The sequence below is a fragment of the Lentzea cavernae genome, assembly GCF_014653695.1.
Classification (GTDB): domain Bacteria; phylum Actinomycetota; class Actinomycetes; order Mycobacteriales; family Pseudonocardiaceae; genus Lentzea; species Lentzea cavernae.
The window spans coordinates 1-22572 of record NZ_BNAR01000021.1; the positions used below are offsets into that span (position 1 = coordinate 1).

Consider the following 22572-nt stretch of genomic DNA (forward strand, 5'->3'; position numbering starts at 1 on the left):
AGCACGCCGACGGCATCGACCTCGAGAAGCTGCTCGGCGTCGACCTGCGCGAGCACGTCGTGGCGCCTGAGATCGCCGAGCTCGGCATCGACACCACGAGCGTCCGCCTGCTCACCAACCCGACCGGTCGCTTCGTCATCGGCGGCCCGATGGGCGACGCGGGCCTCACCGGCCGCAAGATCATCGTCGACACCTACGGCGGCATGGCCCGTCACGGTGGTGGCGCGTTCTCCGGCAAGGACCCGTCGAAGGTCGACCGCTCGGCCGCGTACGCCATGCGCTGGGTCGCGAAGAACACCGTCGCGGCGGGCCTGGCCACCCGCGTCGAGGTCCAGGTCGCCTACGCCATCGGCAAGGCGGCCCCGGTGGGCCTGTTCGTCGAGACCTTCGGCACCGAGACCGTCGACCCGCAGAAGATCCAGCAGGCCATCACCGAGGTGTTCGACCTCCGGCCCGCCGCGATCATCCGCGACCTCGACCTGCTCCGCCCGATCTACGCCCCGACCGCCGCGTACGGCCACTTCGGCCGCACCGACGTCGACCTCCCCTGGGAGTCGACGGACCGCGCGGAGGCCCTGCGCAACGCCGCCGGCGCCTGATCCAGCACGCACGAACGGCCCGCTTCCCCTCGGGGGAGGCGGGCCGTTCCGCGTATTTAGGGCCGTGCGGAGGTCTCCGCCCTGAGTGGGGGACAACACGACAGGTCTGCGCGCGGTGCCGCGCCCGCTCGACGTCGAGCTGCCGCGCCTGCGTCTCGTGGACCGCCTCCGTGCGCGTTGGTGCCGTCCGATCACCCTGGTCACGGCCGGTGCGGGCTTCGGCAAGACCACCGCGCTGGCGCAGGCGGTCCGCGCGAACCTGCTGGAACCGCGGGGCATCGACGCCTGGGTGACCTGCGGTCCCGGCCACGAGGACGCCACCCGGCTGGCCACCGCCATCCTGGACGCGCTGGGCACAGGACCTGGGTCGGAGCCCGGCGCGCGGGAGGTTCTGGTGGCCCTGCACCACACAGCCCCGCTCGACGTCTGCCTGCTGCTCGACGACGTGCACGAGGTCCCGGACGGCTCACCGGGCGCGCACCTGCTCGAAGCCGTCGCCCGCGCGTTGCCCGGCACCGCGCACCTCGTGCTGTCGGGCCGCACCGCGCCGGCACTTCCGCTGGCCCGCAGGCAGGCGGCGGGGGAGGTGGCCGCGATCGGGACGACGGACCTCGCCTTCACCGACGCCGAGACCGCGGCGCTGGCCCGGAGTTTCGGCCGCGACCCCGGCGAGGACCTCCACGGCTGGCCCGCGCTCGTCAGGCTGTCCCTCACGGCCGGGCCCGCCGCGTCGTGGCGCTACGCCGCCGAGGAGGTGCTGAACCGCCTGTCCCCACGGCTGCGTGGCGCGTTGGCGGCGTTGGTGGCCCTCGGGACCGCCACCACCGAGGAGGTCAACGCGGTGGCCGCGACCAACGCCGAGATGGAGCACCTCGTCCGTGAGGTGCCGTTGGTCGACCGGCTCGACGACGGCCGCTACCGCGCTCACGACCTGTGGTCGAGCCTCGTGCCCACCGATCACCTGCGGGACAAGGCCGTCGAGGTGCTCACGGCGCGTGGGGACCTGGCCGCGGCCGGCCGGGTGGCGTACGAGGCGCACGACTGGCACCTGCTGGCACGCCTGGCCGTCGAGCTGGTGCGGACGACGTTGTCCGTGCTGCCCGCCGCGACGGCCCGGCGGTGGCTCGACGTGGTGCCCGGGCACCACGTGCGGGACCCCGCGTTCCTGTTGCTCAGAGCCGCGGTCGTGCACGCCGGCGACTTCACCGACCCGTCCATCGACCGCCTGGTCGACCAGGCCTGCGCGGGTCTGCTCGATCAGGGCGACCACGACCGGGCCGCGGTGGCGCTCGGCCAGGCCGTGATCACCGCGCACTCCAGGGGAGACCTGGTCAGGCTGGTGCAGGTAGCTCAACGCGCACAGCAGCTCGAAGCCTCGACGCCTGTCCTGAGGCTGCTCAAGCACAGCGTCGCCGCGGTGGTCGCCGAGCTGGCGGGCGACCCCGAGGCCGCGCTCACCCACCTCGTCCAGGCGCCCACGACCGAGGTGCCCCAAGCGCTCGCCGTGTCCACGACGCGGTTCCACGTGCACTGCCTGTCGATGTGCGGCCGTGGACAGGACGCGGCCGACCTAGCGGAACGCATGCTGGACGACGACCTGGGCCGCCGTCACGCCGCCGCGGCGCGCTGGTTCGACGGCCAGGCCGTGGAGTTCTCCGGGGGAGACACCGACAGCACGGCGCGCGGCGAGTTCGTGGCACGCGCTGTGCACACCGTCATCGCCGCGTCGTTCGGTGAGACGACCGAACTACTCGCTGACCAGGACAACCCGCGCGACGCGGTCCTGGCCTGCGCCTCGCACGCGGCCGTCGCCGTCGCACGCGGCGAGGAAGACCAGGCCCGCGACGTCTACAAGCGGCACCTGGCCCGCTGGCCGCTGGAGATCAAGGTCGCCGAACGGCACCTGCGACGGTTCCTCACGCTCGGGTACGTGCTCAACGACGAGCTACGAGAGCGTTGGGACACCATGGATCTCGGGCCTTCGCACCGCAGGGCGCGCGCGGCCGGACGTGCGTTCCTCCAAGCCCGGCAAGGAGATCTCCGCGCCGACCTCGACGTGGAGCACGCGCTTTGCTTCCTGCCGCTGCCGTGGTCGGTCGAACTGGCCGCACGGCTCGCGGCGGCGGGGAGGACGAAGCTCGGCACCTGGCTCGCCGACCGCGTCGGACCGGCGGTGCACCGCCAGTTCCGCGCGCTCACACGAGACCCGGATCTCGCCGCCGGTGCCACGAGGCTGCTCGCGACCGTGCCCGCGCCACCGGACCACCCGATCGGCATCGAGGTCATCGGGCCGATGCGGGTGATCAGGAACGGCCTCACCGCGGATGCGCCGGAACTGCGCCGCGTCCGCGTCCGCCAGCTGCTGGGCCTGCTGGTGCTGAGGCCCGTCGTCACCCGCGACCAAGCCGTGCACCTGCTCTGGCCCGGCCTGGACCCCGCCGGTGCCGCCCGGAACCTGCGGGTGACCATGACCCACCTCCGGCGGCTGCTGGAACCGGGACGCGCCGGCGGTGAGGCCAGCTACTGCCTGCGCAGCGACGGCGACAGCATCAGGCTGCTCCGGGGCGGGCTGCTGACCGCGGACCTGTGGTCGTTCGACGAGCTCGGCGAGGACCTGGACGCGGCCGTGGCGCTGTGGCGGGGCGACCCGCTGCCGGACCTGGCGGGGGTGTGCGAGCCGGAGATCGCCAGGATCAGGTCGCGGCACGTGCGCGACCTGCTGGCCCTGGGCGAACTCCGGCTCGTCACGGGAGATCCGGCGGAGGCGCATCACCTCGCCGATCGCGCGTTGGAGCTCGAACCGTTCGAACCGCGCGGCCACCGGCTGGCGCTCGCGGCCGCGTTGCGCGCACGGAATCCACAAAGGATCTCGCAGACCCGTGCGCGCGTGCTGGACTCGTTGCGGGAGCTCGGGGTGAGACCCGACCCCGCCACCGAGATCCTGCTGCGGCAGACGGTCACGGGCAGCTGACCGGGTTCTCCGTCGACGGCGTGCAGTAGTCGACTCCGGCCTCGCCGTCGCCGCTGTCGTCGGGGTGCAGGTCGCCGGACAGCAGGTCCCGCCCGTCGCCACCGAACAGGTCGTCCTTGCCGGGTTCGCCGTAGACGGTGTCGTTGTCGCCACCGCCCTGGACGAAGTCCGCGCCCGCGCCGGCGCAGACCAGGTCGTTGCCCTGACCGCCGTAGATGACGTCGTTGTCACCCAAGCCGATGATGATGTCGGCGCCGGTGAGCCCGTAGATGACGTCCGGCCCGTTGCTGCCGACGATCACGTCCGGTCCGGGGCCGCCGAAGATGACGCCCGAGCCGACGATCGTGGGCACGGCGTTGTAGCAGGCGCCCTGCCCCGGTCTGTTCTGGAACTCCGGCGGCACCTCGTCGGCTGATGCGACTCCCGCGGTGCACAGGCCGATCGCGAGCGCTGCAGCAGCGATGCGCAGTCTCATGGTTGCTTCCCCTCTTCCGTGTCTTGCCTACGGACAGAACGGTCGCAACCGGGCGTTGCCCGAACGCTAACCGGCGTACGGGCAGGCGTTGTTCATACGAGAGTCGGTTCCACGCCATGTGCCGCGACTACAAACTGGGTTCATGTCGCTCTCTCGTCGTGGGTTCATGGCTGCCGTCGCTGCTGCTGGTGCCGGCACGCTGCTGCCACCGTCGGTGTACGCCGCGTTGGCCCGTGAGCCTCGTGCGGGAGGGTTGCGCGCGATCAAGCACGTCGTGCTGTTGATGCAGGAGAACCGTTCGTTCGACCACTACTACGGGACCCTCCGTGGCGTGCGCGGGTTCTCCGACCGCAACGCGCTGAACGGTGTGTTCAACCAGTCAGGCGTGCTGCCGTTCCCGGTGCGTGAGGCTGCCTCTGGGCGTGACATCCAGTACATCGGCGACCTGGACCACAGCTGGAACGGCGGGCACGCGGCGTTGCGCGGCGGGTGGAACGACAACTGGGTGCCCGCGAAAACGGCCGCGACCATGGCGTTCTACACGCGCCAGGACATCCCGTTCCACTACGAGCTCGCTGACACCTTCACGCTGTGCGACGCCTACCACTGCTCGGTGCCGTCCTCGACCTCGCCGAACCGGAACTACTGGGTGTCCGGGTACACGGGCTTCGAGCCTTCCGGCGGCCGTGCGACCGGCAACGCGGCCTACAGCGAGGACACCCACACCGGCTACACGTGGAAGACCTACCCGGAACGCCTTGAGGCGGCGGGGAAGTCGTGGCAGGTCTACCAGGAGTGGGACAATTTTCAAGACAACAACCTGGAGTTCTACGCGCGGTTCAAGGAGATCGCGCGCAAGGTGCTCCCGGCGGGGTTCAAATCGCTGGACAAGCTGTACGGCACCGGCGACCCGGCACTGATCGGCTCGCTGGACCTGTCGAAGCTCTCCACGGCGGAGAAGTCGCTGTACACACGCGGATTGCACCGCGTTCGTCCCGGCGGCCTGGGCGAGGCGTTCCGTGCGGACGTCGCCGCGGGCCGGTTGCCGGCCGTGTCGTACCTGGTCCCGTCCTCTGTGGACTCCGAACACCCCGGCGCGTCGTCGCCCGCCGCCTCCGCCTCGATCACCTACCAGGTGCTGGACGCGCTGGCGTCCAACCAGGAGGTGTGGGAGACGACGGTCCTGTTCATCACCTACGACGAGAACGACGGCTTCTACGACCACGTGCCGCCGCCGCGCCCGCCGTTGTCCGTCACCGACGAGTACGTGGGCGACCGGCCGTTGGGGCTGGGTGCGCGCGTACCGATGACCGTCGTCTCGCCGTGGTCCGTCGGCGGTTACGTGAACTCGCAGGTGTTCGACCACACGTCGATGACGCGGTTCCTGGAGACGTGGACCGGCGTGCGGTCGGAGGAGATCTCCGCGTGGCGCCGGACCGTGGCCGGCGACCTGACCTCGGCGTTCGACTTCGACCGGCGCCGGACGTGGCCCGAGGTCGGCGAACCCGCCGCGGTGCCGCCCGCGACGCCGCGCTGGCGCCCCGTGCCTCCCACCGACCAGAAGATGCCGGAGCAGGAGGCCGGACGGCGGCGTGCGCGCGCCCTTCCGTACCAACCGGACGCGTCGTTGCGCGGCTCGTCCCTGGAGATGTCGAACTCCGGATCGGCGTCCGTGCACCTGGCCCTGTACCCGTACTCGGGCCAGTTCGCGCTGCCGCAGCACTTCGATGTCGCGTCGTCCGCGTCACTTGAGGTCACGGGCGACCACGACCTCGTGTTGCTGGGCCCCAACGGCTTTCGCCGTGAGTTCGCCGGGACCTCCTCCGGCCGTGCGCGCGTCTCGTCGTCGGTGCGCGGCTACAGCCGTGTGCTGACGTTGACCTTCGAGAACAGCGGGCCGACGCGGCTGACGTTCGTGCTGGGGCGGCGTCGTTACGTCGTGAGGCCAGGACATCGGCACGTGATCCCGTGGCTGACCGTCATGAACTCCGGCTGGTACGACCTGACCGTGACGGTGGAGGAGGAGCCGGCGTTCCGCCGCCGTCTGTGCGGTCACATCGAGAACGGTCGCGAGTCGATCTCAGGCTAACGTCTGGCCCGTGGAGATCACGGGGGACGAGATCCGGAAGCGGATGATCGATCACGAGTCGCTGGACCCGGCGGGTTATCGCCTCACCGGCGCGACGATCACCGGTCAGCTGGACCTGACCGACGTCGTGGCGAAGAAGCCGTTGGTGCTGCGGGACTGCACGGCCGAACAGCCCCTGCTGCTCAGCAGAGCGCAGTTCACCCTGCTGGATCTGCAGGGCCTGGTCGCCCCGGCGGTCGAGGCCCGCGGACTGGCCGTGGACCACCACCTCCGGCTCAGCGGCGCCCGGCTCACCGCCGAGGAGTCCGTCGACGCGCTGCACATGCGCATCGGCGGCAGCGTCTACCTGGACGAGGGCTTCCACGCGAAGGGTTCCGTGACGCTGAGCGGATCCCGCGTCGCAGGCGTGCTCATGTGCGGCGGCGGCCGCTTCGAGGCCGGCCTGGCCCTGGTGGACCTGCAGATCGGCGACGGCATCTTCCTGAACGCGGGGTGCGACGTCTCCGGCGGCGGCAGGCACGCGGCGGTGCGGCTGCGCGGAACCCGGATCGACGGCCAGATCATCATGCGGGAGGGCCGCTTCTCCTCCGGCGTCGCGCTCGACCTGCGCCACGTGCGCGTCGGCAAGGACCTGCTCATGCCGTTCGCAGGCATCGACGGCCAGGTCCAGCTCGAAGGCATGACCTACGAGGGCCTGCCCCGAGACGCCACTGTGGACGAATGGCTGTCACTGCTGTCCTCGCGCACCCTGCGCTACTCCGCCCAGCCGTGGGCCCAGCTCGCCCAGGCGCACCAGACGGCAGGCCACGAGCGCGACGTGCGCCGGATCCGCGTTGCCCAGCAACGTGATCTGCGCCGCAGGGGCCAGCTCTCACGATGGGGACGCCTCTGGCACCTGGTCCGCGGCGTCACCGTCGGCCACGGCTACCGCCCGGGCCTCGCCCTGGTGTGGCTGGCCGGAGTGCTGGCGGTGTCGGTCGGGGTCGTGCTGACCTCCGGCGCCGTGCGGTGCTCGGTCGTCGAACAGGTCGGCTACGCGCTCAACGTGGCGACACCCCTCGTCAAGGTCGACGCCGCCCGCTGCACCGTGGACACCGGCGCGGTCACCGGCCAGTTCGTCCTCGCCGCGACGTGGCTGCTGCAGATCCTGGCCTGGGCGTTCGCGACCCTGTTCGTGGCGGGCTTCACCGGTTTGGTGAGGCGCAACGCGTGACTGTCGGTGCCGTCTGATACACCAGGAGGCATGAGCGCGAAGACCGGAGCGAGAAAAGGGGAGCGGGTCCCCGCGGAGTCGCTGCCGGTCGCCCGGATCGTGGTGGACGTCCCCCTGGCCCACCTGGACCGCCCCTTCGACTACTCGGTTCCGTCCGAACTGGACGAAGCCGCCGTCCCCGGCTGCCGGGTCCGGGTGAGGTTCGCGGGCCAGCTCGTCGACGGCTACCTGCTCGAGCGCGCGGACACCTCCGAGTACGGCAAGAAACTCGCCTTCATCGAGAAGGTCGTCTCCCCGGAACCGGTGCTGGCACCCGAGATCGCCGCCCTGGCCCGCGCCATCGCCGACAGGTACGCGGGCGGCATGATCGACGTGCTGCGCCTGGCCATCCCGCCCCGCCACGCCCGCGCGGAGGCGGCGGCGTCACCGGAACCGCCCCCGCTCCCACAACTCCCGGCCTGGGTGGGTCAGTCGCCTGAAGGCGACACGTCCGCACAGCCACCACACCTGTCGTTGGTCTCCTCCGACGTGGCGGAGGAGCCGGAGTCGTCAGAGCTGCCGTCCCAGGTGGAGCAGCAGCCTGAATCCGCCGTGCCTGAGAACTCGCCGCACCTGTCGCCGGTCTCCTCTGAGGTGGGAGAGCCGTCGACCGAGGTCGTCGCGGATTCTGCCTCGCCGATCGATCAGGCGATCCGATCGCAGCTGCCGCCCGTCCCCGCCGACGCCTGGTCCCGCTACCCCCGCGGTCCCAGGTACCTGGAGGCCCTGCGCGAGGGCCGCCCCGCCCACGCCGTGTGGCAGGCCCTGCCGTCCGAGGACTGGCCCGCCCGCCTGGCCGAGGCCGCCGCCGCGGTCGCGTCGTCCGGGCGCGGTGTGGCGATCGTCGTGCCCGACCACCGCGACCTGGCCCGCGTCGCCGAGGCGTGTGGTGCGTTGATCGAAGGCGTGGTCACGTTGTCGGCCGATCTCGGGCCGTCGGAGCGCTACAAGCGCTGGCTGGCCGTGCGTCGCGGGGTGGCGCGGGTGGTGGTCGGCACGCGTGCCACGGCGTTCGCGCCGGTGAAGGATCCCGGGCTGTTGGTGGTGTGGGACGACGGTGACGACCTGCACGTGGAGCAGCGTTCGCCGTATCCGAACGTGCGTGACGTGTTGGTGCAGCGCGCGCACATGACGGGTGCTGCGCTGCTCATCGGTGGGTTCGCCCGCACTGCCGAGGCGCAGTTGCTGGTCGAGACGGGGTGGGCGCACGAGATCGTGGCGTCACGCGAGACGTTGAGGTCTGTCGCGCCGCGGGTGGTGTCGGTGGGTGACAACGAGTGGCAGGACGTCAAGGACGCGGCCGCCCGCACGGCGCGGTTGCCGTCCATCGCGTTCGACGCTGCCCGGTTCGCCCTCGCGGACTCGCCGGTGCTGATCCAGGTGCCGCGTCGTGGGTACGTGCCGTCGCTCGCCTGCGGCCAGTGCCGGGGGCCTGCGCGGTGCCGCCGGTGCGCGGGGCCGTTGGCGTTGCCCGGCGGGACCGAGGACCGGTTGCCCAAGCCCGCGTACTGCCGGTGGTGCGCTGCCACGGAGGCCGGGTTCCGGTGTCCGACGTGCGGGTCGCGCAAGTTGCGCGGGCAGATCATCGGGTCCAAGCGCACGGCGGAGGAGCTCGGGCGGGCGTTCCCCGGCTTCCCGGTGCGGACCAGCGGTGCGGACGAGGTGCTGACGAAGGTGCCGGGCAGGCCCTCGCTGGTGGTCGCCACGCCGGGAGCGGAACCCGTCGCCGAGGGTGGTTACGGCGCTGTGCTGCTGCTCGACGGGTGGGCTTTGCTGGGCAGGGCCGACCTGCGCGCGTCCGAGGAGGCGCTGCGGCGGTGGATGACGGCCGCGGGACTGGTGAGGCCGGGCAACGGGCGTGTGGTCGTGATCGCGGACTCGTCGCTCACGCCGGTGCAGGCGCTCGTCCGCTGGGACCCGGTGTGGCACGCCGCGACCGAACTCGCGGCGCGCACCGAGCTCGGGTTCCCGCCGGCGGTCAGGATGGCGACCGTCGACGGGACGCCGGACGCGGTGAACGCCATGCTCGACGAGCTCCGGCTGCCGCCCACCGGCGAGATCCTCGGGCCGGTGCCGCTGGGCGACGACGAGACGAAGGAACGGGCCCTGGTGCGGGTCGCGCGCGGGGAGGGGCGTCAGCTGGCCGCGGTGCTGGCCGAGGCGCAGGCCGTGCGGACGGCGCGCAAGGAGCAGGAGCTGGTGCGGATCAAGCTCGACCCGCTGGAGGTCCTGTAGTCAGTTCTCGAAGTGGGAGCGCAGGCCCGCGACGTGCTCGCGGATGTCCTCGTCGGTGAGCTTGTCGTACTCGAGGTACTCGCTCATGTAGGTCATCAGCTCACCGCGTTCGGGGTGCTGCTCGTTCGTGATCACGTGGGCCGTCGTGCCCGCGATGCCCGCCGGGAACAGCAGGAAGCCGTCGAGGCCCGCCATGGTGTCGAAGGAGGCGTTCTTGGCCTCCCACAGCGCCCAGACGTCGTCCTCGCGCCCGCACTCGGCGAGCAGCAGGGCGGCGAGCACCAACGTCTCGCGCACGCCCCAGCCCTCCTGGTGAGCGGCGGTCTCCTCGGCGAGGAGGTGGCGCAGCAGGTCGGCGTCGCCGTCGCGGCGTTCGCGCAGCAGGAGGTGCAGCGCCTCCTCGCGGTCGGCCTCGTCGAGCGGGGTGTTCGTGAAATCGTTTCGCAACTGGTCAAGATCGATCGACACGCCCGCACCTTAGGCCTTCCTCAAGGGGTGTTGCCATCCGGTCGCAACGGAGTAGAAGTTTCCGCATGTTGCGAACGGTCGCTGCGTTGACACTCTCCGTCGTAATGGTCGCCCCTGCCCCGGCAGGCGCGGCGGAACCACCGCCCCGCGTCCCCGAACAGGTGGGCTGGGGAGGCGCTGTCTCGAGCGTCGACCCCGACGCGTCCCAGATCGGCATCGACGTGCTCCGCCGCGGCGGCAACGCCGTCGACGCCGCCGTCGCCACCGCCGCCGCGCTCGGCGTGACCGACCCGTTCAGCGCGGGCATCGGTGGCGGCGGGTTCTTCGTCCACTACGACGCCCGCACCCGCCGCGTGTCCACTTTGGACGGCCGCGAGACCGCTCCGCGCTCCGCGACCGACCAGCTCTTCGTGGAGAACGGCCAGCCCCTGCCGTTCGCCGAGGCCATGACCAGCGGCAAGTCCGTCGGCGTCCCCGGCACGCCCAAGACGTGGCAGCAGGCGCTGCGCAAGTGGGGCACGCTCGACCTGCGCGAGGCCATGGCGCCCGCGGAAGCGCTGGCACGACGCGGTTTCGTCGTCGACCAGACCTTCAACTCGCAGATCACGAACAACGCCGCCCGCTTCGCCGACTTCACCTCGACCCGCGACCTCTACCTGCCCGGCGGCCAGGCGCCCGCGGTCGGCAGCACGTTCCGCAACCCGCAACTCGCCGACACCTACCGCGAACTCGCCCGCACCGACCTCGCGTCGCTGTACGGCGGCGCGGTCGGCCGCGACCTGGTGAACGCGGTGCGCAAGCCCCCGGTCGTGCCCGGCTCCACCCGCAACGTCCGCGCCGGCGACATGCAGCTCTCCGACCTGACCCGCTACCAGGTCGAACGCCGCGACCCGACGCACACCCGCTACCGCGGCCTCGACGTCTACGGCATGGCCGCGCCGTCGTCCGGCGGCACGACCGTCGGCGAGGCGCTCAACATCCTCGAGTCGACCGACCTCTCGAAGGTCTCCGACGTCGAGTACCTGCACCGCTTCATCGAGTCGACCAAGCTCGCCTTCGCCGACCGCCTGCGCTGGGTCGGCGACCCGGCCTTCTCCCGCGTGCCGACGGAGGGCCTGCTCTCGCAGAAGTTCGCCGACAGCCGCGCGTGCCTGATCAAGCCCGACGCCGTGCTGCCCGCCCCGCAGCCCGCCGCCGACCCGCGCAACCCCAAGGCCTGTGAGGCCACCGCCGGCACCTCGGCGCAGCGCGAGGACGCCGAACGCACCACCCACCTCACCACGGCCGACCGCTGGGGCAACGTCGTCGCCTACACCCTGACCATCGAGGCGGAGGGCGGCAGCGGCATCGTCGTGCCGAACCGCGGCTTCCTGCTCAACAACGAGCTCACCGACTTCGAGTTCGTCGCCCCGGCCCCCGGCGTCCCGCACCCGAACCTCCCCGGCCCCGGCAAGCGCCCGCGCTCGTCCATGGCCCCGACGATCGTCCTCGACCACGGCAAGGTCGTGCTCGCCGTCGGCTCACCGGGCGGCGCCACCATCCTCACCACGGTTACCCAGATCCTGACCGCCCGCCTGGACCGCAAGGCGTCCCTGCTCGACGCCGTGGCGGCCCCGCGCGCCTCCCAGCGCAACGCCGCCACCACCCCGGCGGAGGCGGCCTTCATCGCCGCCTCGACCACCGCGGGCCTGCAGGCCATCGGGCACAAGTTCAGCCAGAACGCCGAGATCGGCGCCGCCACGGCCGTCGAACGCGCCAAGGACGGCCGCTGGCGCGCGGTCGCCGAGCCGACGCGCCGTGGAGGCGGTGCGGCCCGCGTGGTGAAGGTGGGCTGAGCCACCGCAACCAGCACGCAGGAGGGACGGGCCGTGGTGCGGCGCGTCCCTTCGCGTTTCGCGCGGTTCTCAGGCCGGAGGATTCGCGCGGCCTGGCTGGTTGTTGGTGCGGTTGCCGGGCCGACGCGCCGTGGAGGTGGCGCGGCCCGTGTGGTGAAGGTGGGTTGAGCCACTGGACCCAGCACGTAGAGGGGACGGGCCGTGTGCAGTCCGTCGCTTGGCACGGTTCTTGGGCCGGAGGATTCGCGTGGTCGGCTAGTTGTTCGTGCGGCCGTCGATGCGTTCGCGGAGGAGGTCGGCGTGGCCGTTGTGCTGTGCGTACTCCTCGATCAGGTGGATGTAGAGCAGCGCACCGACATCTCGCCCCAGCGGGCGTGCACGAAGGTGTCTTCCAGGTCCCGCGTGGCCGCTGCCGCGCGGGCCTCGGCCATTTCGGTGACGAGGTCGGCGTACTCGGTCTCGGCGCGGGACGGGTCGAGGTTGTCGAAGGCGCCGTCCCGGGTGCCCGGTGCGGTGTGGCGGGGCTGGACGTCCTGGCCCGCCAGGCGGACGCGGAACCACATGCGTTCCACGTCCGCGAGGTGGCGGATGAGGCCCAGGAGGCTGAGGTTCGACGGTGGCGTGGAGGCCTCGGCCAACTGGTCGCCGGTGAGTCCCGCGCAGTTCTGCAGGAACGTGGCTCGGTGGCGGTCCAGCCACGCTTCGAGCATCGGGCGTTCCGGGCCCAGGAACGGTTCGTCGGCGACTTCCACTTCGGGCGCGGTCCAGGTCATGGGGTCATGATCACCCGAATCCGCCACGCGTGGGGCGGTCGCCGTGTCGCATCGGCCTCATGACCTGGAGGTGTCCACCTTCCGGCCGAGGGTGGGGACTGATCTTCCTACCTCGGGCTGATGTGGTGTCGATACCGCGAGACGATGTGGGCTGACCTGGGCGAACGGCACAGTTGGTGCCATGACGACGACTACCGCCACGAGCGCCCCGGTTGCCCACTTCGACTTCCACGCGCTGTTCCGCCCCGTGTTGACGGTGTTGCGCTTCACCGGCCACTTCGTCGTGGCGCTGGTGGGCGTGATCTTCCTCGGCAGCGCGTCCGAGCACTGACCGCGCTCCTCGTAGACTGACCTCCAGTCCACACGAGGAGCACTGCGTGACCGTCCAGCCCATCCGCCTGTTCGGCGACCCCGTGCTGCGCACCGCGGCCACCGAGGTCACCGACTTCGACAAGGAACTGCGCACCCTGGTCAAGGACCTGTGGGACACCATGCAGAACGCGGGCGGAGCCGGACTCGCCGCGCCTCAGCTCGGTGTCGGACTGCGGGTGTTCACCTACCACTGCGACGGTTTCGCCGGCCACCTCGTCAACCCGACGTGGGACGTCGTCGGGAGTGAGATGCAGGACGGCTCCGAGGGCTGCCTGTCCATCCCCGGCATGGCGTGGGACTGCAAGCGCCACCTGCACGTCGTGGCCAAGGGCTGGAACATGCACGGTGAGCCGGTCGAGGTCGAAGGCACCGAGACGCTCGCCCGCTGCGTCCAGCACGAGTCGGACCACCTCGACGGGGTGATGTTCCTCGACCGCCTCGACGCCGAGACCCGCAAGCTGGCCATGCGCGAGATCCGGCAGGCCGAGTGGTTCGACGGTACGGTCCCCACCTTGAAGCAGAGCCCGCACCCACTCTTCGGCAGGTCCAGCTGACCATGCGACTCGTGTTCGCCGGTACGCCCGAGGTCGCACTGCCCTCGCTGCGCGCCCTCATCGACTCCTCCCGCCACGACGTCATCGCCGTGGTCACCCGCCCCGACGCGCCCTCGGGCCGTGGCCGCAGGCTCGAGCGCTCGCCGGTCGGCGCGCTCGCCGACGAGCACGGCATCGAGGTCCTCACCCCCGCGAAGGCGGGGGATCCCGAGTTCCTGGAGCGCCTGCGCGCGCTGGAACCCGACCTCTGCCCGGTCGTCGCCTACGGCAACCTGCTCCCTCAGCGCACGCTCGACGTCCCGAGGTTCGGCTGGGTCAACCTCCACTTCTCCGTGCTGCCCGCGTGGCGCGGCGCCGCGCCGGTGCAGGCCTCCGTGCGCAACGGCGACGACATCACGGGCGCGTCGACGTTCCGCATCGTCAAGGAGCTCGACGCGGGCCCGGTGTTCGGCGTGGTGACCGAGAAGGTGCGCGACCGCGACACCTCCGGCGACCTGCTGGCCCGGTTGTCCGTCTCGGGAGCAGACCTGCTGCTGTCCACTGTGGACGGCATCGAGGACGGCACCCTGCGCGCCATCGAGCAGCCCTCCGACGGCGTCACCTACGCCGCGAAGATCTCCGTCGAGGACGCGCGCCTCGACTTCACCACGCCCGCCACGGCCGTCGACCGCCTGGCGCGCGCCGTCACGCCGGAACCCGGCGCCTGGGCCGAGTTCCGCGGTGAGCGGCTCAAGCTCGGACCTGTCACGCCCGTGGCCGACGTGACGCTGCCGGCAGGCGAGGTGCTCGTCGAACGCAAGCGCGTGCTCGTGGGCACCGCGACCACCGCCGTGGCCCTCGGTGAGGTCCAGGCGCAGGGCAAGAAGCGCATGGCCGCCACCGACTGGGCGCGCGGCGTGCGGATCGAAGCAGGGGAGCGCATCGCGTGAGGCGCTCCACGACGTGGCCGCACGCCACGGCCACCCCCGCCCCGCGACGGGCGGGAACGGAACCGACCGGCACGAGCCGGGCCGCCGTGTCCGCCGTGGTGCCGGGCCGGTTGCCGGCCGGCGGCCGCGAGGCCGGACCGGCACACGCTGGGCGTGCCCCGGCAAGGACATTCGAGACGTTGGAGCCCAAGACAGTGGAGCAGTGCGCATGACCAACCACTCGCGAGGCGCTTCCAAGCCTTCCCGCCCGAGCAGGCCGCACCCGCCGCGCCGGCGCACCGGACCCTCACGGCCACCCGTGGAGGACCCGGCACGCCTCGCCGCGCTGGAGACCCTGCGCGCCGTGCGGCAGCGTGACGCGTACGCGAACCTGGTGCTGCCGCAGATGCTCCGCGACCGGCGCATCACCGGTCGCGACGCCGCGCTGGCCACCGAGCTCACCTACGGCGCGGCGCGAGCACGAGGACTGCTCGACGCCGTCATCGAGGCGTGCTCGGACCGGCCGCTGTCCGAAGTGGACGGCTCGGCGCTCGACGCGTTGCGGCTGGGCGCGTACCAGCTGCTGCGCACCCGGATCCCGTCCCACGCCGCGGTCGCGTCGACCGTCGACCTCGTGCGGGCCGAGCTCGGGTCCGGCATCGCCGGCTTCGTGAACGCCGTCCTGCGCCGGGTCGCGGAGCAGGACGAGGCCGCCTGGGTCGACGAGCTCGCACCCGACCCGGACACCGACCCGATCGGCAACCTGGCCTTCACCCACGCCCACCCGCGCTGGATCGCGCAGGCGTTCGCGGAGGCCCTCGGCAGCCGCGAGGAACCGCTGAAGCGGGCCCTCGAGGCCGACGACGCCCGCCCGGCCGTGCACCTGGTCGCACGACCTGGCGAGGTGAGCGCCGACGAGCTCGCCGCCATCACGGGCGGCGACGTGGCGCCCTACTCGCCCTACGGCGTGCACCTGGAGGCCGGCGCGGGCGACCCGGGCGATCTCGAGCCCGTCCGGGAACGCCTCGCCAACGTCCAGGACGAGGGCAGCCAGCTGTGTGCCTTGGCCCTGACGCGCGCGCCGCTCGAGGGCACTGACGACCGCTGGCTGGACCTCTGCGCGGGTCCCGGCGGCAAGGCCGCCCTGCTGGCCGCGCTGGTCGGCCTAGAAGGCGGCGAGCTGATCGCCGTCGAGAAGGCGCCCCACCGCGCCGAGCTCGTGCGCAAGATCACCACCGGCCTGCCGGTCACCGTGGAGGTGGCCGACGGCCGCGAGACCGACTTCCTGGAAGGGGCGTTCGACCGCGTGCTGGTCGACGCGCCCTGCACCGGCCTCGGTGCTCTGCGCAGGCGCCCGGAGGCGCGGTGGAGGCGCCAGCCCGCCGACGTCGGCACGCTCACGAAGCTGCAGCGCGAGCTGCTCACCGAGGCGTTGCGACTGGTGCGTCCTGGCGGCGTGGTGGCTTATGTCGTGTGCTCACCTCATCTCTCGGAGACCGTCGGGGTGGTGACGGACGTCGCGAAGCGCACCGGGGCCGAACTGCTGGACACGCGGGAGCTCTTCCCGGGAGTTCCGGACCTCGGGGAAGGCCCGCACGTCCAGCTGTGGCCTCATCTGCACGGCACCGACGCGATGTTCTGCGTGGTGCTGCGACGCCCTGTTTGAGCGCTCGTGAAGGACGCTAGCGACGGGGTCTGACAGCAAAGGGCCCCGTCGGCTCGCGAAGGGCCGCAACGGCTCCGGAGTTCACTCAGTCGGGTGAAGGAGGGGCGAAGCGCGACCCTGGGGGAGCGGCTTCGCCCCCTCGCATCAGGCCCTCAGGACGTGCAGAGCCGGCGGCTGGCTCGTGAAGTTGCCGCCGACCGCGTACACCCACTGACCGCCCGGACCCCAGGCCAGGCCGGCCGGGAACAGGCCCTTCACCTCGTAGGACCGGGACTGGGTGAGAGACCCCGCCGGGTAGACGCGCACCGACGTGTCGCTGTCGGTCCCCGCCGCGAGAGCACCGCTGTCCTGGCTCGTCGTGACGGCGAGCGGGTACGGGCCGGTGTTGTAGCTGCCGCGCACGGCGAACGCGTCGGTCGTGAACGACTGGACCTGGTACGGCGCCCCGGCGGCGACGTGGACCAGCGAACCGTCCTTCGAGAACTCGACGTCGCGCAGGTTGCTGCCCGCGTCACGGGCGGAGGCGTGGACCACCAGCGCGTCCCCTTCCTCGCGCAGCACCTGGACCGACGCGGGTGACAGGCGCGGTTGACCGGTCAGGAGCAGCCCGGGCCTCGCCGGGGAGGTCGCCAGCTGGTGCGGGCTGTAGTGCCCCCACGCGAGACCCGTGCGGGGCTCCGCACCCGTCAGACCGACACGGCCGATGCCCCCGCCCCAGTCCTGGCAGCCGTAGCTGAAGTACAGGGTGGCACCGGTGATCGCCAGATCGGACGGGCACACCTCGCCGACGGGGTACCGCGCCCGTTCGGTCAGCGTCAGGGTGTCCAGTGCGGCCACCGCTCCGTGCTGCGACAGCGCGACGAAGACCGTGCCGCCGTCCGGGCTCAGCGCGAGGCCCGCGGCACCGGGCAGGTTCGTCAGCTTCGTGACCACGTTGCCGGTCAGGTCGGTGACGGCGACCGCGTGGTCGACCCTGCTGCTCACGAACACGTGCCCCAGCGTCGGGTCGACCGCGATGTCCGAATAGGAGGTCAGCGGTAAGGACACGGTGCGCTGCGGCGGTTCCGCGAGAGCGGGCAGGGCGGTGGCCGCCACCAGGGCGGCCGTCATCGCGGTGGCGGTGAGCCACCGGCTTCGGTTGTGCATCTTGCTCCCCTCAGTGCGCGGGTGAACACCCGCAGCAGGGGACGTTAGCGAGGAACACTCACAAATCAGACCGCCTAACATCGCAGCGGTGACGACGCGCGGATTGCTCGGATTGGTCGCTTCCGGTTGCGGCGGAGTCGAGTCGTGGTTCCGCACGGAACTCGCCGAGCCCGCCGTGAGACGGGGCTGGCAGCTCGCCATCACCTTCACGCCGGCCGTGGTTCCGTGGTTCGAGGAGGCCGGGGAGATCGAGAGGCTCCAGGCCCTCACCGACCTCCCGATCCGCTGGGAGCCGAGGATGCCGAGCCAGCCCAAGCCCTATCGGACACCCGACGCGTTCGTCTTCGCCCCCGCCAGCGCGAACTCCGTGGCCAAGCTGGCCCTGGGCATCGGCGACAACCAGGCGCTGACCGCGTTGAACGAGGCCATCGGCGTCGAGAACTGCAAGGTCGTCGTGATGCCCCAGGCCAACGCGGACAAGCGCCGTCACCCCCTGTGGGAGACGCACGTCACGACGCTCACCGATGCGGGTGTCGTAGTGGTCTCGGACGTGCCTCCCGGCAGGCTGCTCGACCTGCTGGACACCTAGACTTCACCGTTGTGGTCCACACGCCGATGATCGCCCCCAGCATCCTGTCCGCCGACTTCGCGCGCCTCGCCGACGAGCTCGCCGCGGTGCCCACGTCGGACTGGATCCACGTCGACGTCATGGACAACCACTTCGTGCCGAACCTGACCCTCGGCCTGCCGGTGGTGAAGTCGCTGCTGAAGGTGACCGACGTCCCGGTCGACTGCCACCTGATGATCGAGGACCCGGACCGCTGGGCCATCGGCTACGCCGAAGCGGGCGCGTACAACGTGACCGTGCACGTCGAGGCGGCGAACGACCCGGTCGCGCTGGCCAAGAACCTGAGGGCCGCGGGCAGCAAGGCCGGTCTGAGCATCAAGCCGGGCACCCCGCTGGAGCCGTACGTCGAGGTCCTCAAGCACTACGACACGCTCCTGGTGATGTCGGTCGAGCCGGGCTTCGGCGGCCAGAGCTTCATGGCGGACGTGCTGGAGAAGGTGCGCCAGGCCCGTCACCTCGTCGACACCGGGCACCTCAAGCTGCTCGTGGAGATCGACGGCGGCATCAACGCCGACACGATCGAACAGGCCGCGCAGGCCGGAGTGGACTGCTTCGTCGCGGGCTCCGCGGTGTACGACGCCGCCGACCCCGGCAAGGCCGTCGAAGCGCTGCGCGCCCAGGCGGCCCGCGCCCAGGGGGACAGGACCACGTGACCCCCGAGGACGCGATGGCGCTCGCCATCGCGGAGAGCGAGCGGGTGCGGGGCACCACCAGCCCCAACCCGCCGGTCGGCTGCGTGATCCTGGACGAAGGCGGCGACCCGGTCGGCTTCGGCGGCACACAGCCCGTGGGCGGTTCGCACGCCGAGGTCATGGCTCTCACAGCAGCGGGCACGAAAGCACGCGGCGGCACGGCCGTGGTCACCCTCGAGCCGTGTGCGCACTACGGCCGTACGCCGCCATGCGCCGAAGCGCTCATCGAAGCCGGCATCAAGCACGTCGTCCACGCCGTCAGCGACCCGAACCCCAGGGCGTCAGGCGGCGCGGACAGGCTCAGGCAGGCCGGGATCACGGTCGAGAGCGGCCTTCTCGGAGAACAAGTCAGCAAGGGCCCCCTCAGGGCGTGGCTGCACTACGCGCGCACGGGCCGTCCGCACGTCACGTGGAAGTACGCGGCCTCGCTCGACGGCCGGATCGCGGCCCAGGACGGCACCAGCCGGTGGATCAGTTCGGAGACCTCCCGCAAGGAGGTCCACGACCTGCGCGCGAAGCTCGACGCGATCGTCGTCGGCACGAACACGGTCAGGCTGGACGACCCGGCGCTGACCGCCAGGGACGCCGGCGGAATGCCACTGCCCCGCCAGCCGTTGCCGGTGGTCGTGGGCATGAGTGACCTGCCGGTTGGAGCGAAGCTCCAGCGCACCGCGCTACACCTGCGGACGCACGACCCGGACGAAGTGCTGGACGTTCTCGCGGAGCGGGGGGTGGTCGACGTGCTGCTGGAAGGCGGCCCGACGCTCGCCGGCGCGTTCTGGCGGGCCGGCCGGGTCGACCGCGTGCTCGCCTACATCGCTCCAGCGCTGCTCGGGAACGGTCCCGCGGCGGTGCTGGACGCGGGCGTGTCAACCATCACGGACGCTGTCCGGTTGACCGTGCAAGACGTCACCATGAGCGGACCGGACCTGCGGATCAGTGCGGTTCCGCAAACTTAGGAGGATCGGTGTTCACCGGGATCGTCGAGGAACTCGGCCACGTCGTAGCGACGGAGGACCTGCCTGACGCGGCACGCGTCCGCATCGCCGGACCGATCGTGACCAGCGATGCCAAGCACGGCGACTCCATCGCGGTGAACGGCGTCTGCCTCACCGTCGTGGAGGTGCGGGACGGTGAGTTCACCGCCGACGTCATGCGCGAGACCCTCACCCGCAGCAGCCTCGCGAAGGTCGCCGAGGGCGACCGGGTCAACCTGGAGCGCGCGGCCGCCGTCGGCCAGCGCCTCGGCGGCCACATCGTGCAGGGCCACGTCGACGGCACGGGGTCGATCCTCGCGCGGGAGAAGGCCGAGCACTGGGAGATGGTCCACATCGGACTTCCGCCGAGCCTCTCCCGCTACATCGTGGAGAAGGGGTCGATCACGGTCGACGGCGTCTCGCTGACGGTCGTGACCGTCTCCGAGGACCAGTTCACCGTGAGCCTGATCCCGACCACCCTCGAACTCACCACGCTCGGGCACCGCCTGCCCGGCGACCTGGTGAACCTGGAGGTCGACGTGCTGGCGAAGTACGTCGAACGACTGGCGATCCCGCACCTGCGGGCCATCGCGGGCGAGGAGGCCCAGTGAGCACCGACTTCGCCGACATCGAGCGCGCGGTCAAGGACGTCGCCGCCGGACGGCCCGTGGTCGTCGTGGACGACGAGGACCGCGAGAACGAGGGCGACCTGATCTTCGCCGCCGAGAAGGCGACGCCGGAGCTGCTCGCGTTCATGGTCCGCTACACGTCCGGGTACGTCTGCGTGGCGCTGACGGACTCCGACTGCGATCGCCTCGACCTGCCGCCGATGTACCACACGAACCAGGACCAGCGCGGCACCGCGTACACGGTCACGGTGGACGCGCGCGAGGGCATCAGCACCGGCATCTCGGCCGCCGACCGCGCCCGCACGATCCGGCTGCTCGCCGACCCGACCTCGAAGGCCACCGACTTCAACCGGCCCGGCCACGTCGTCCCGCTGCGCGCCAGGGACGGTGGCGTGCTGCGCCGCCCCGGCCACACCGAGGCCTCCATCGACCTCGCGCGTCTCGCGGGGCTCTCACCCGCCGGCGTGCTCTGCGAGATCGTGTCGCAGAAGGACGAGGAGGGCATGGCCCGCCGCGACGAGCTCGAGGTCTTCGCGGCCGACCACGACCTCGCGATCATCACGATCGCCGACCTCATCGCGTACCGCCGCCGGGTCGAGACGCAGGTCGAACGGGCCGCCGAGGCCCGCATCCCGACCGCGCACGGCGTGTTCACCGCGTTCGGCTACGACAGCCTGCTCGACGGCATCGAGCACGTCGCGATGGTGTACGGCGAGATCGGCGACGGCGAGGACGTGCTGGTGCGCGTGCACTCCGAGTGCCTCACCGGCGACGTGCTCGGTTCGCTGCGCTGCGACTGCGGCCCGCAGCTCGACGCGGCGCTGGAAGCCGTTGCGGCACAAGGCCGTGGCGTCGTGCTGTACATGCGCGGTCACGAGGGCCGGGGCATCGGCCTGATGCACAAGCTGCAGGCGTACCAGCTGCAGGACCAGGGCGCGGACACCGTGGACGCGAACCTCGTGCAGGGCCTGCCCGCCGACGCGCGCGACTACGGCACGGGCGCGCAGATCCTCGTGGACCTCGGCATCAAGTCCATGCGCCTGCTGACGAACAACCCGGCCAAGCGCGTCGGACTGGAGGCCGGATACGGTCTGCGTGTGCTCGACCGGGTGCCGCTGCCGATCTCCCCCAACCCGGAGAACCTGCGGTACCTGCGCACCAAGCGCGACCGGATGGGCCACGAACTGACTCAGCTCGAGCAGTACGAGGCCGTCGTTTCCGCTACGGAGGACAAGGAATGAGCGGCGAGGGCCGTCCAGAGCAGACGAAGCTCGACGGCAAGGGCCTGAGCGTCGCGATCGCGGCGACGCGCTGGCACACCAAGATCACCGACCAGCTCGTCTCGCGCGCCCTGCAGGCCGCTGAGGACGCCGGCTGCGCCGACACGACCGTCGTGCGCGTGGCGGGGGCGATCGAGCTTCCCGTCGTGGTGCAGGAACTGGCGCGTCACCACGACGCCGTGGTCGCGCTGGGCGTCGTCATCCGCGGTGGCACCCCGCACTTCGAGTACGTGTGCGACTCGGTGACGGACGGGCTCACGCGCGTCGCGCTGGACGAGTCGACGCCCGTGGGCAACGGCGTGCTGACGACGAACACCGAGGAGCAGGCCCTGGCCCGCGCCGGCCTGCCGGAGTCGGTGGAGGACAAGGGCTACGAGGCGACTGTCGCCGCGATCGACACGGCGCTGGTGCTGCGCGGGCTGCGCCAGCCCTGGACCGAGCGAGGTTTCGAGTGATGACCGCGGAAGCGATCGTGTTGCGGCCGAAGAAGATCCGCCGGGTCGCGTGGGCGTGCGCGGTGGGCCTCGTCGCCGTCTTCACGGTGGTGGGGATCCTGCTGGGCGACACCCCGACCGGCGTGATCTTCCGGACCTCCGACCAGGTCGCCATGATCTTCCTGGGCTTCCTGCTGGCGGGCGGCGTGCTGCTGCTGACCCGTCCGCGCGTCACCGCCGACGCCACGGGTGTCGACGTGCGCAACGTCGTGACGTCGCACCACTACGACTGGAACGACGTGCTGTCGGTCAGCTTCCCCGACGGCGCCGCGTGGGCCCGTCTGGAGCTGCCGGACGACGAGTACGTCTCGATCATGGCCGTGCAGGCGACGGACCGCGATTACGCCGTGTCGTCCGTGCGCGCGTTGCGCGAGTTGCACAAGGCGGCGCGGGTCTAGGTGCTGTCCTGCAAGTTCGTTCGGTGAGAGGCGCGGGCGAGCGACCCGGAGACGGTGCCGCCGCCACGCCCTCATACCGGGCGTATTCGGGCGTTGCGGCGGTGCCGTCTCCGGGGCCCTCGGCCGCTACT

The 22572-nt window shown here is 71.6% G+C and carries 22 protein-coding genes; 17 read left to right on the forward strand and 5 right to left on the reverse strand.

Annotation, left to right across the window (positions count from 1 at the left end; all coding sequences use genetic code 11):
- Both IE307_RS40365 and IE307_RS40370 read left to right on the forward strand, forming a co-directional pair.
- Positions 1-599, forward strand: a 599-nt coding sequence (locus tag IE307_RS40365) for a methionine adenosyltransferase domain-containing protein (protein ID WP_229905543.1), incomplete at its 5' end; no start/stop codon positions are given.
- Positions 600-684: 85 nt separating this feature from the next.
- A complete protein-coding gene (locus IE307_RS40370; RefSeq protein WP_191304771.1) occupies positions 685-3570 on the forward strand; it encodes an AfsR/SARP family transcriptional regulator in 2886 nt (961 codons plus the stop codon).
- Here IE307_RS40370 and IE307_RS40375 read toward each other — a convergent pair.
- Positions 3557-4045, reverse strand: coding sequence for a calcium-binding protein (locus IE307_RS40375; RefSeq protein WP_191304772.1), 489 nt, complete (start codon positions 4043-4045; stop codon positions 3557-3559). The two genes, IE307_RS40370 and IE307_RS40375, sit on opposite strands and share 14 nt — an antisense overlap.
- A gap of 142 nt (positions 4046-4187) precedes the next feature.
- Here IE307_RS40375 and IE307_RS40380 point away from each other — a divergent pair, with 142 nt between their 5' ends.
- From IE307_RS40380 to IE307_RS40390, 3 genes are read left to right on the forward strand one after another with little or no spacing between them, the layout of a single operon-like run.
- Positions 4188-6134, forward strand: a complete 1947-nt coding sequence (locus IE307_RS40380; protein WP_191304773.1) for a phosphocholine-specific phospholipase C — start codon at positions 4188-4190, stop codon at positions 6132-6134.
- Between the two features lie 10 nt (positions 6135-6144).
- Positions 6145-7347 (forward strand): hypothetical protein, encoded by a 1203-nt coding sequence (locus IE307_RS40385; protein ID WP_191304774.1) that lies wholly within the window; start codon positions 6145-6147, stop codon positions 7345-7347.
- A 30-nt stretch (positions 7348-7377) separates the two neighbouring features.
- On the forward strand, positions 7378-9621 hold the full coding sequence (locus IE307_RS40390) for a primosomal protein N' (protein ID WP_191304775.1): 2244 nt from the start codon (positions 7378-7380) through the stop codon (positions 9619-9621).
- On the opposite strand, the gene IE307_RS40395 is transcribed toward IE307_RS40390, so the two are convergent.
- Complete coding sequence (locus IE307_RS40395; RefSeq protein WP_191304776.1) at positions 9622-10089, reverse strand: hypothetical protein; 468 nt, start codon at positions 10087-10089, stop codon at positions 9622-9624. It lies immediately after the preceding gene.
- 65 nt (positions 10090-10154) lie between these two features.
- Here IE307_RS40395 and ggt point away from each other — a divergent pair, with 65 nt between their 5' ends.
- Positions 10155-11924, forward strand: coding sequence for a gamma-glutamyltransferase (gene ggt, locus IE307_RS40400; RefSeq protein WP_191304777.1), 1770 nt, complete (start codon positions 10155-10157; stop codon positions 11922-11924).
- A 255-nt stretch (positions 11925-12179) separates the two neighbouring features.
- On the opposite strand, the gene IE307_RS47370 is transcribed toward ggt, so the two are convergent.
- Entirely contained in the window at positions 12180-12293 is a 114-nt protein-coding gene (locus tag IE307_RS47370) for a mycothiol transferase (RefSeq protein WP_268250470.1), read from the reverse strand.
- Positions 12254-12697 (reverse strand): mycothiol transferase, encoded by a 444-nt coding sequence (locus IE307_RS40405; protein ID WP_268250468.1) that lies wholly within the window; start codon positions 12695-12697, stop codon positions 12254-12256. Before IE307_RS40405 ends, IE307_RS47370 begins: the two co-directional genes overlap by 40 nt.
- Positions 12698-12878: 181 nt before the next feature.
- Between IE307_RS40405 and IE307_RS40410 the strand changes: the two genes are divergently transcribed.
- The 4 genes from IE307_RS40410 to IE307_RS40425 all read left to right on the forward strand — a co-directional run bounded on the left by IE307_RS40410 (position 12879) and on the right by IE307_RS40425 (position 16197).
- Positions 12879-13028, forward strand: a complete 150-nt coding sequence (locus tag IE307_RS40410; RefSeq protein WP_191304778.1) for a hypothetical protein — start codon at positions 12879-12881, stop codon at positions 13026-13028.
- A 46-nt stretch (positions 13029-13074) separates the two neighbouring features.
- Positions 13075-13623 carry a peptide deformylase gene (def, locus tag IE307_RS40415; protein WP_191304779.1) on the forward strand — a complete coding sequence of 183 codons (549 nt, stop codon included), beginning with the start codon at positions 13075-13077 and terminating at the stop codon, positions 13621-13623.
- 2 nt (positions 13624-13625) lie between these two features.
- A complete protein-coding gene (gene fmt / locus IE307_RS40420) occupies positions 13626-14552 on the forward strand; it encodes a methionyl-tRNA formyltransferase (RefSeq protein WP_191304780.1) in 927 nt (308 codons plus the stop codon).
- Positions 14553-14760: 208 nt separating this feature from the next.
- A complete protein-coding gene (locus tag IE307_RS40425; RefSeq protein ID WP_191304781.1) occupies positions 14761-16197 on the forward strand; it encodes an RsmB/NOP family class I SAM-dependent RNA methyltransferase in 1437 nt (478 codons plus the stop codon).
- A 144-nt stretch (positions 16198-16341) separates the two neighbouring features.
- Here the strand turns inward: IE307_RS40425 and IE307_RS40430 are convergent, their stop codons facing one another.
- Positions 16342-17343, reverse strand: coding sequence for a YncE family protein (locus tag IE307_RS40430; RefSeq protein ID WP_191304782.1), 1002 nt, complete (start codon positions 17341-17343; stop codon positions 16342-16344).
- 88 nt (positions 17344-17431) lie between these two features.
- Between IE307_RS40430 and IE307_RS40435 the strand changes: the two genes are divergently transcribed.
- Genes IE307_RS40435 through IE307_RS40465 form a run of 7 tightly spaced genes read left to right on the forward strand, consistent with a single transcriptional unit; the run spans position 17432 to position 22441 of the window.
- Positions 17432-17932, forward strand: a complete 501-nt coding sequence (locus IE307_RS40435) for a flavoprotein (protein ID WP_191304783.1) — start codon at positions 17432-17434, stop codon at positions 17930-17932.
- A gap of 26 nt (positions 17933-17958) precedes the next feature.
- On the forward strand, positions 17959-18624 hold the full coding sequence (gene rpe / locus IE307_RS40440) for a ribulose-phosphate 3-epimerase (protein WP_191304873.1): 666 nt from the start codon (positions 17959-17961) through the stop codon (positions 18622-18624).
- A gap of 14 nt (positions 18625-18638) precedes the next feature.
- Positions 18639-19622: a bifunctional diaminohydroxyphosphoribosylaminopyrimidine deaminase/5-amino-6-(5-phosphoribosylamino)uracil reductase RibD gene (ribD, locus tag IE307_RS40445; protein ID WP_191304874.1), complete on the forward strand. Its 984-nt coding sequence runs from the start codon at positions 18639-18641 to the stop codon at positions 19620-19622.
- Between the two features lie 8 nt (positions 19623-19630).
- Entirely contained in the window at positions 19631-20251 is a 621-nt protein-coding gene (locus IE307_RS40450) for a riboflavin synthase (protein ID WP_191304784.1), read from the forward strand.
- Positions 20248-21510, forward strand: a complete 1263-nt coding sequence (locus IE307_RS40455; protein WP_191304785.1) for a bifunctional 3,4-dihydroxy-2-butanone-4-phosphate synthase/GTP cyclohydrolase II — start codon at positions 20248-20250, stop codon at positions 21508-21510. The genes IE307_RS40450 and IE307_RS40455 overlap by 4 nt, the downstream gene beginning before the upstream one ends.
- The gene (ribH, locus tag IE307_RS40460; RefSeq protein WP_191304786.1) at positions 21507-22004 is read left to right on the forward strand and encodes a 6,7-dimethyl-8-ribityllumazine synthase; all 498 of its coding nucleotides are present in this window, start codon (positions 21507-21509) and stop codon (positions 22002-22004) included. The genes IE307_RS40455 and ribH overlap by 4 nt, the downstream gene beginning before the upstream one ends.
- The gene (locus IE307_RS40465) at positions 22004-22441 is read left to right on the forward strand and encodes a PH domain-containing protein (protein ID WP_191304787.1); all 438 of its coding nucleotides are present in this window, start codon (positions 22004-22006) and stop codon (positions 22439-22441) included. Before ribH ends, IE307_RS40465 begins: the two co-directional genes overlap by 1 nt.
- Positions 22442-22572: the final 131 nt, after the last annotated feature.

Excerpts from the sequence above, each read along its gene's own strand:
- IE307_RS40375 (WP_191304772.1), bottom strand. The coding sequence starts at position 4,045 with ATGAGACTGCGCATCGCTGCTGCAGCGCTCGCGATCGGCCTGTGCACC.
- IE307_RS40380 (WP_191304773.1), top strand. The coding sequence starts at position 4,188 with ATGTCGCTCTCTCGTCGTGGGTTCATGGCTGCCGTCGCTGCTGCTGGT.
- IE307_RS40390 (WP_191304775.1), top strand. The coding sequence starts at position 7,378 with ATGAGCGCGAAGACCGGAGCGAGAAAAGGGGAGCGGGTCCCCGCGGAG.
- ggt (WP_191304777.1), top strand. The coding sequence starts at position 10,155 with ATGTTGCGAACGGTCGCTGCGTTGACACTCTCCGTCGTAATGGTCGCC.
- IE307_RS40405 (WP_268250468.1), bottom strand. The coding sequence starts at position 12,697 with ATGACCTGGACCGCGCCCGAAGTGGAAGTCGCCGACGAACCGTTCCTG.
- IE307_RS40410 (WP_191304778.1), top strand. The coding sequence starts at position 12,879 with ATGACGACGACTACCGCCACGAGCGCCCCGGTTGCCCACTTCGACTTC.
- fmt (WP_191304780.1), top strand. The coding sequence starts at position 13,626 with ATGCGACTCGTGTTCGCCGGTACGCCCGAGGTCGCACTGCCCTCGCTG.
- IE307_RS40425 (WP_191304781.1), top strand. The coding sequence starts at position 14,761 with ATGACCAACCACTCGCGAGGCGCTTCCAAGCCTTCCCGCCCGAGCAGG.
- IE307_RS40430 (WP_191304782.1), bottom strand. The coding sequence starts at position 17,343 with ATGCACAACCGAAGCCGGTGGCTCACCGCCACCGCGATGACGGCCGCC.
- rpe (WP_191304873.1), top strand. The coding sequence starts at position 17,959 with ATGATCGCCCCCAGCATCCTGTCCGCCGACTTCGCGCGCCTCGCCGAC.
- ribD (WP_191304874.1), top strand. The coding sequence starts at position 18,639 with ATGGCGCTCGCCATCGCGGAGAGCGAGCGGGTGCGGGGCACCACCAGC.
- ribH (WP_191304786.1), top strand. The coding sequence starts at position 21,507 with ATGAGCGGCGAGGGCCGTCCAGAGCAGACGAAGCTCGACGGCAAGGGC.
- IE307_RS40465 (WP_191304787.1), top strand. The coding sequence starts at position 22,004 with ATGACCGCGGAAGCGATCGTGTTGCGGCCGAAGAAGATCCGCCGGGTC.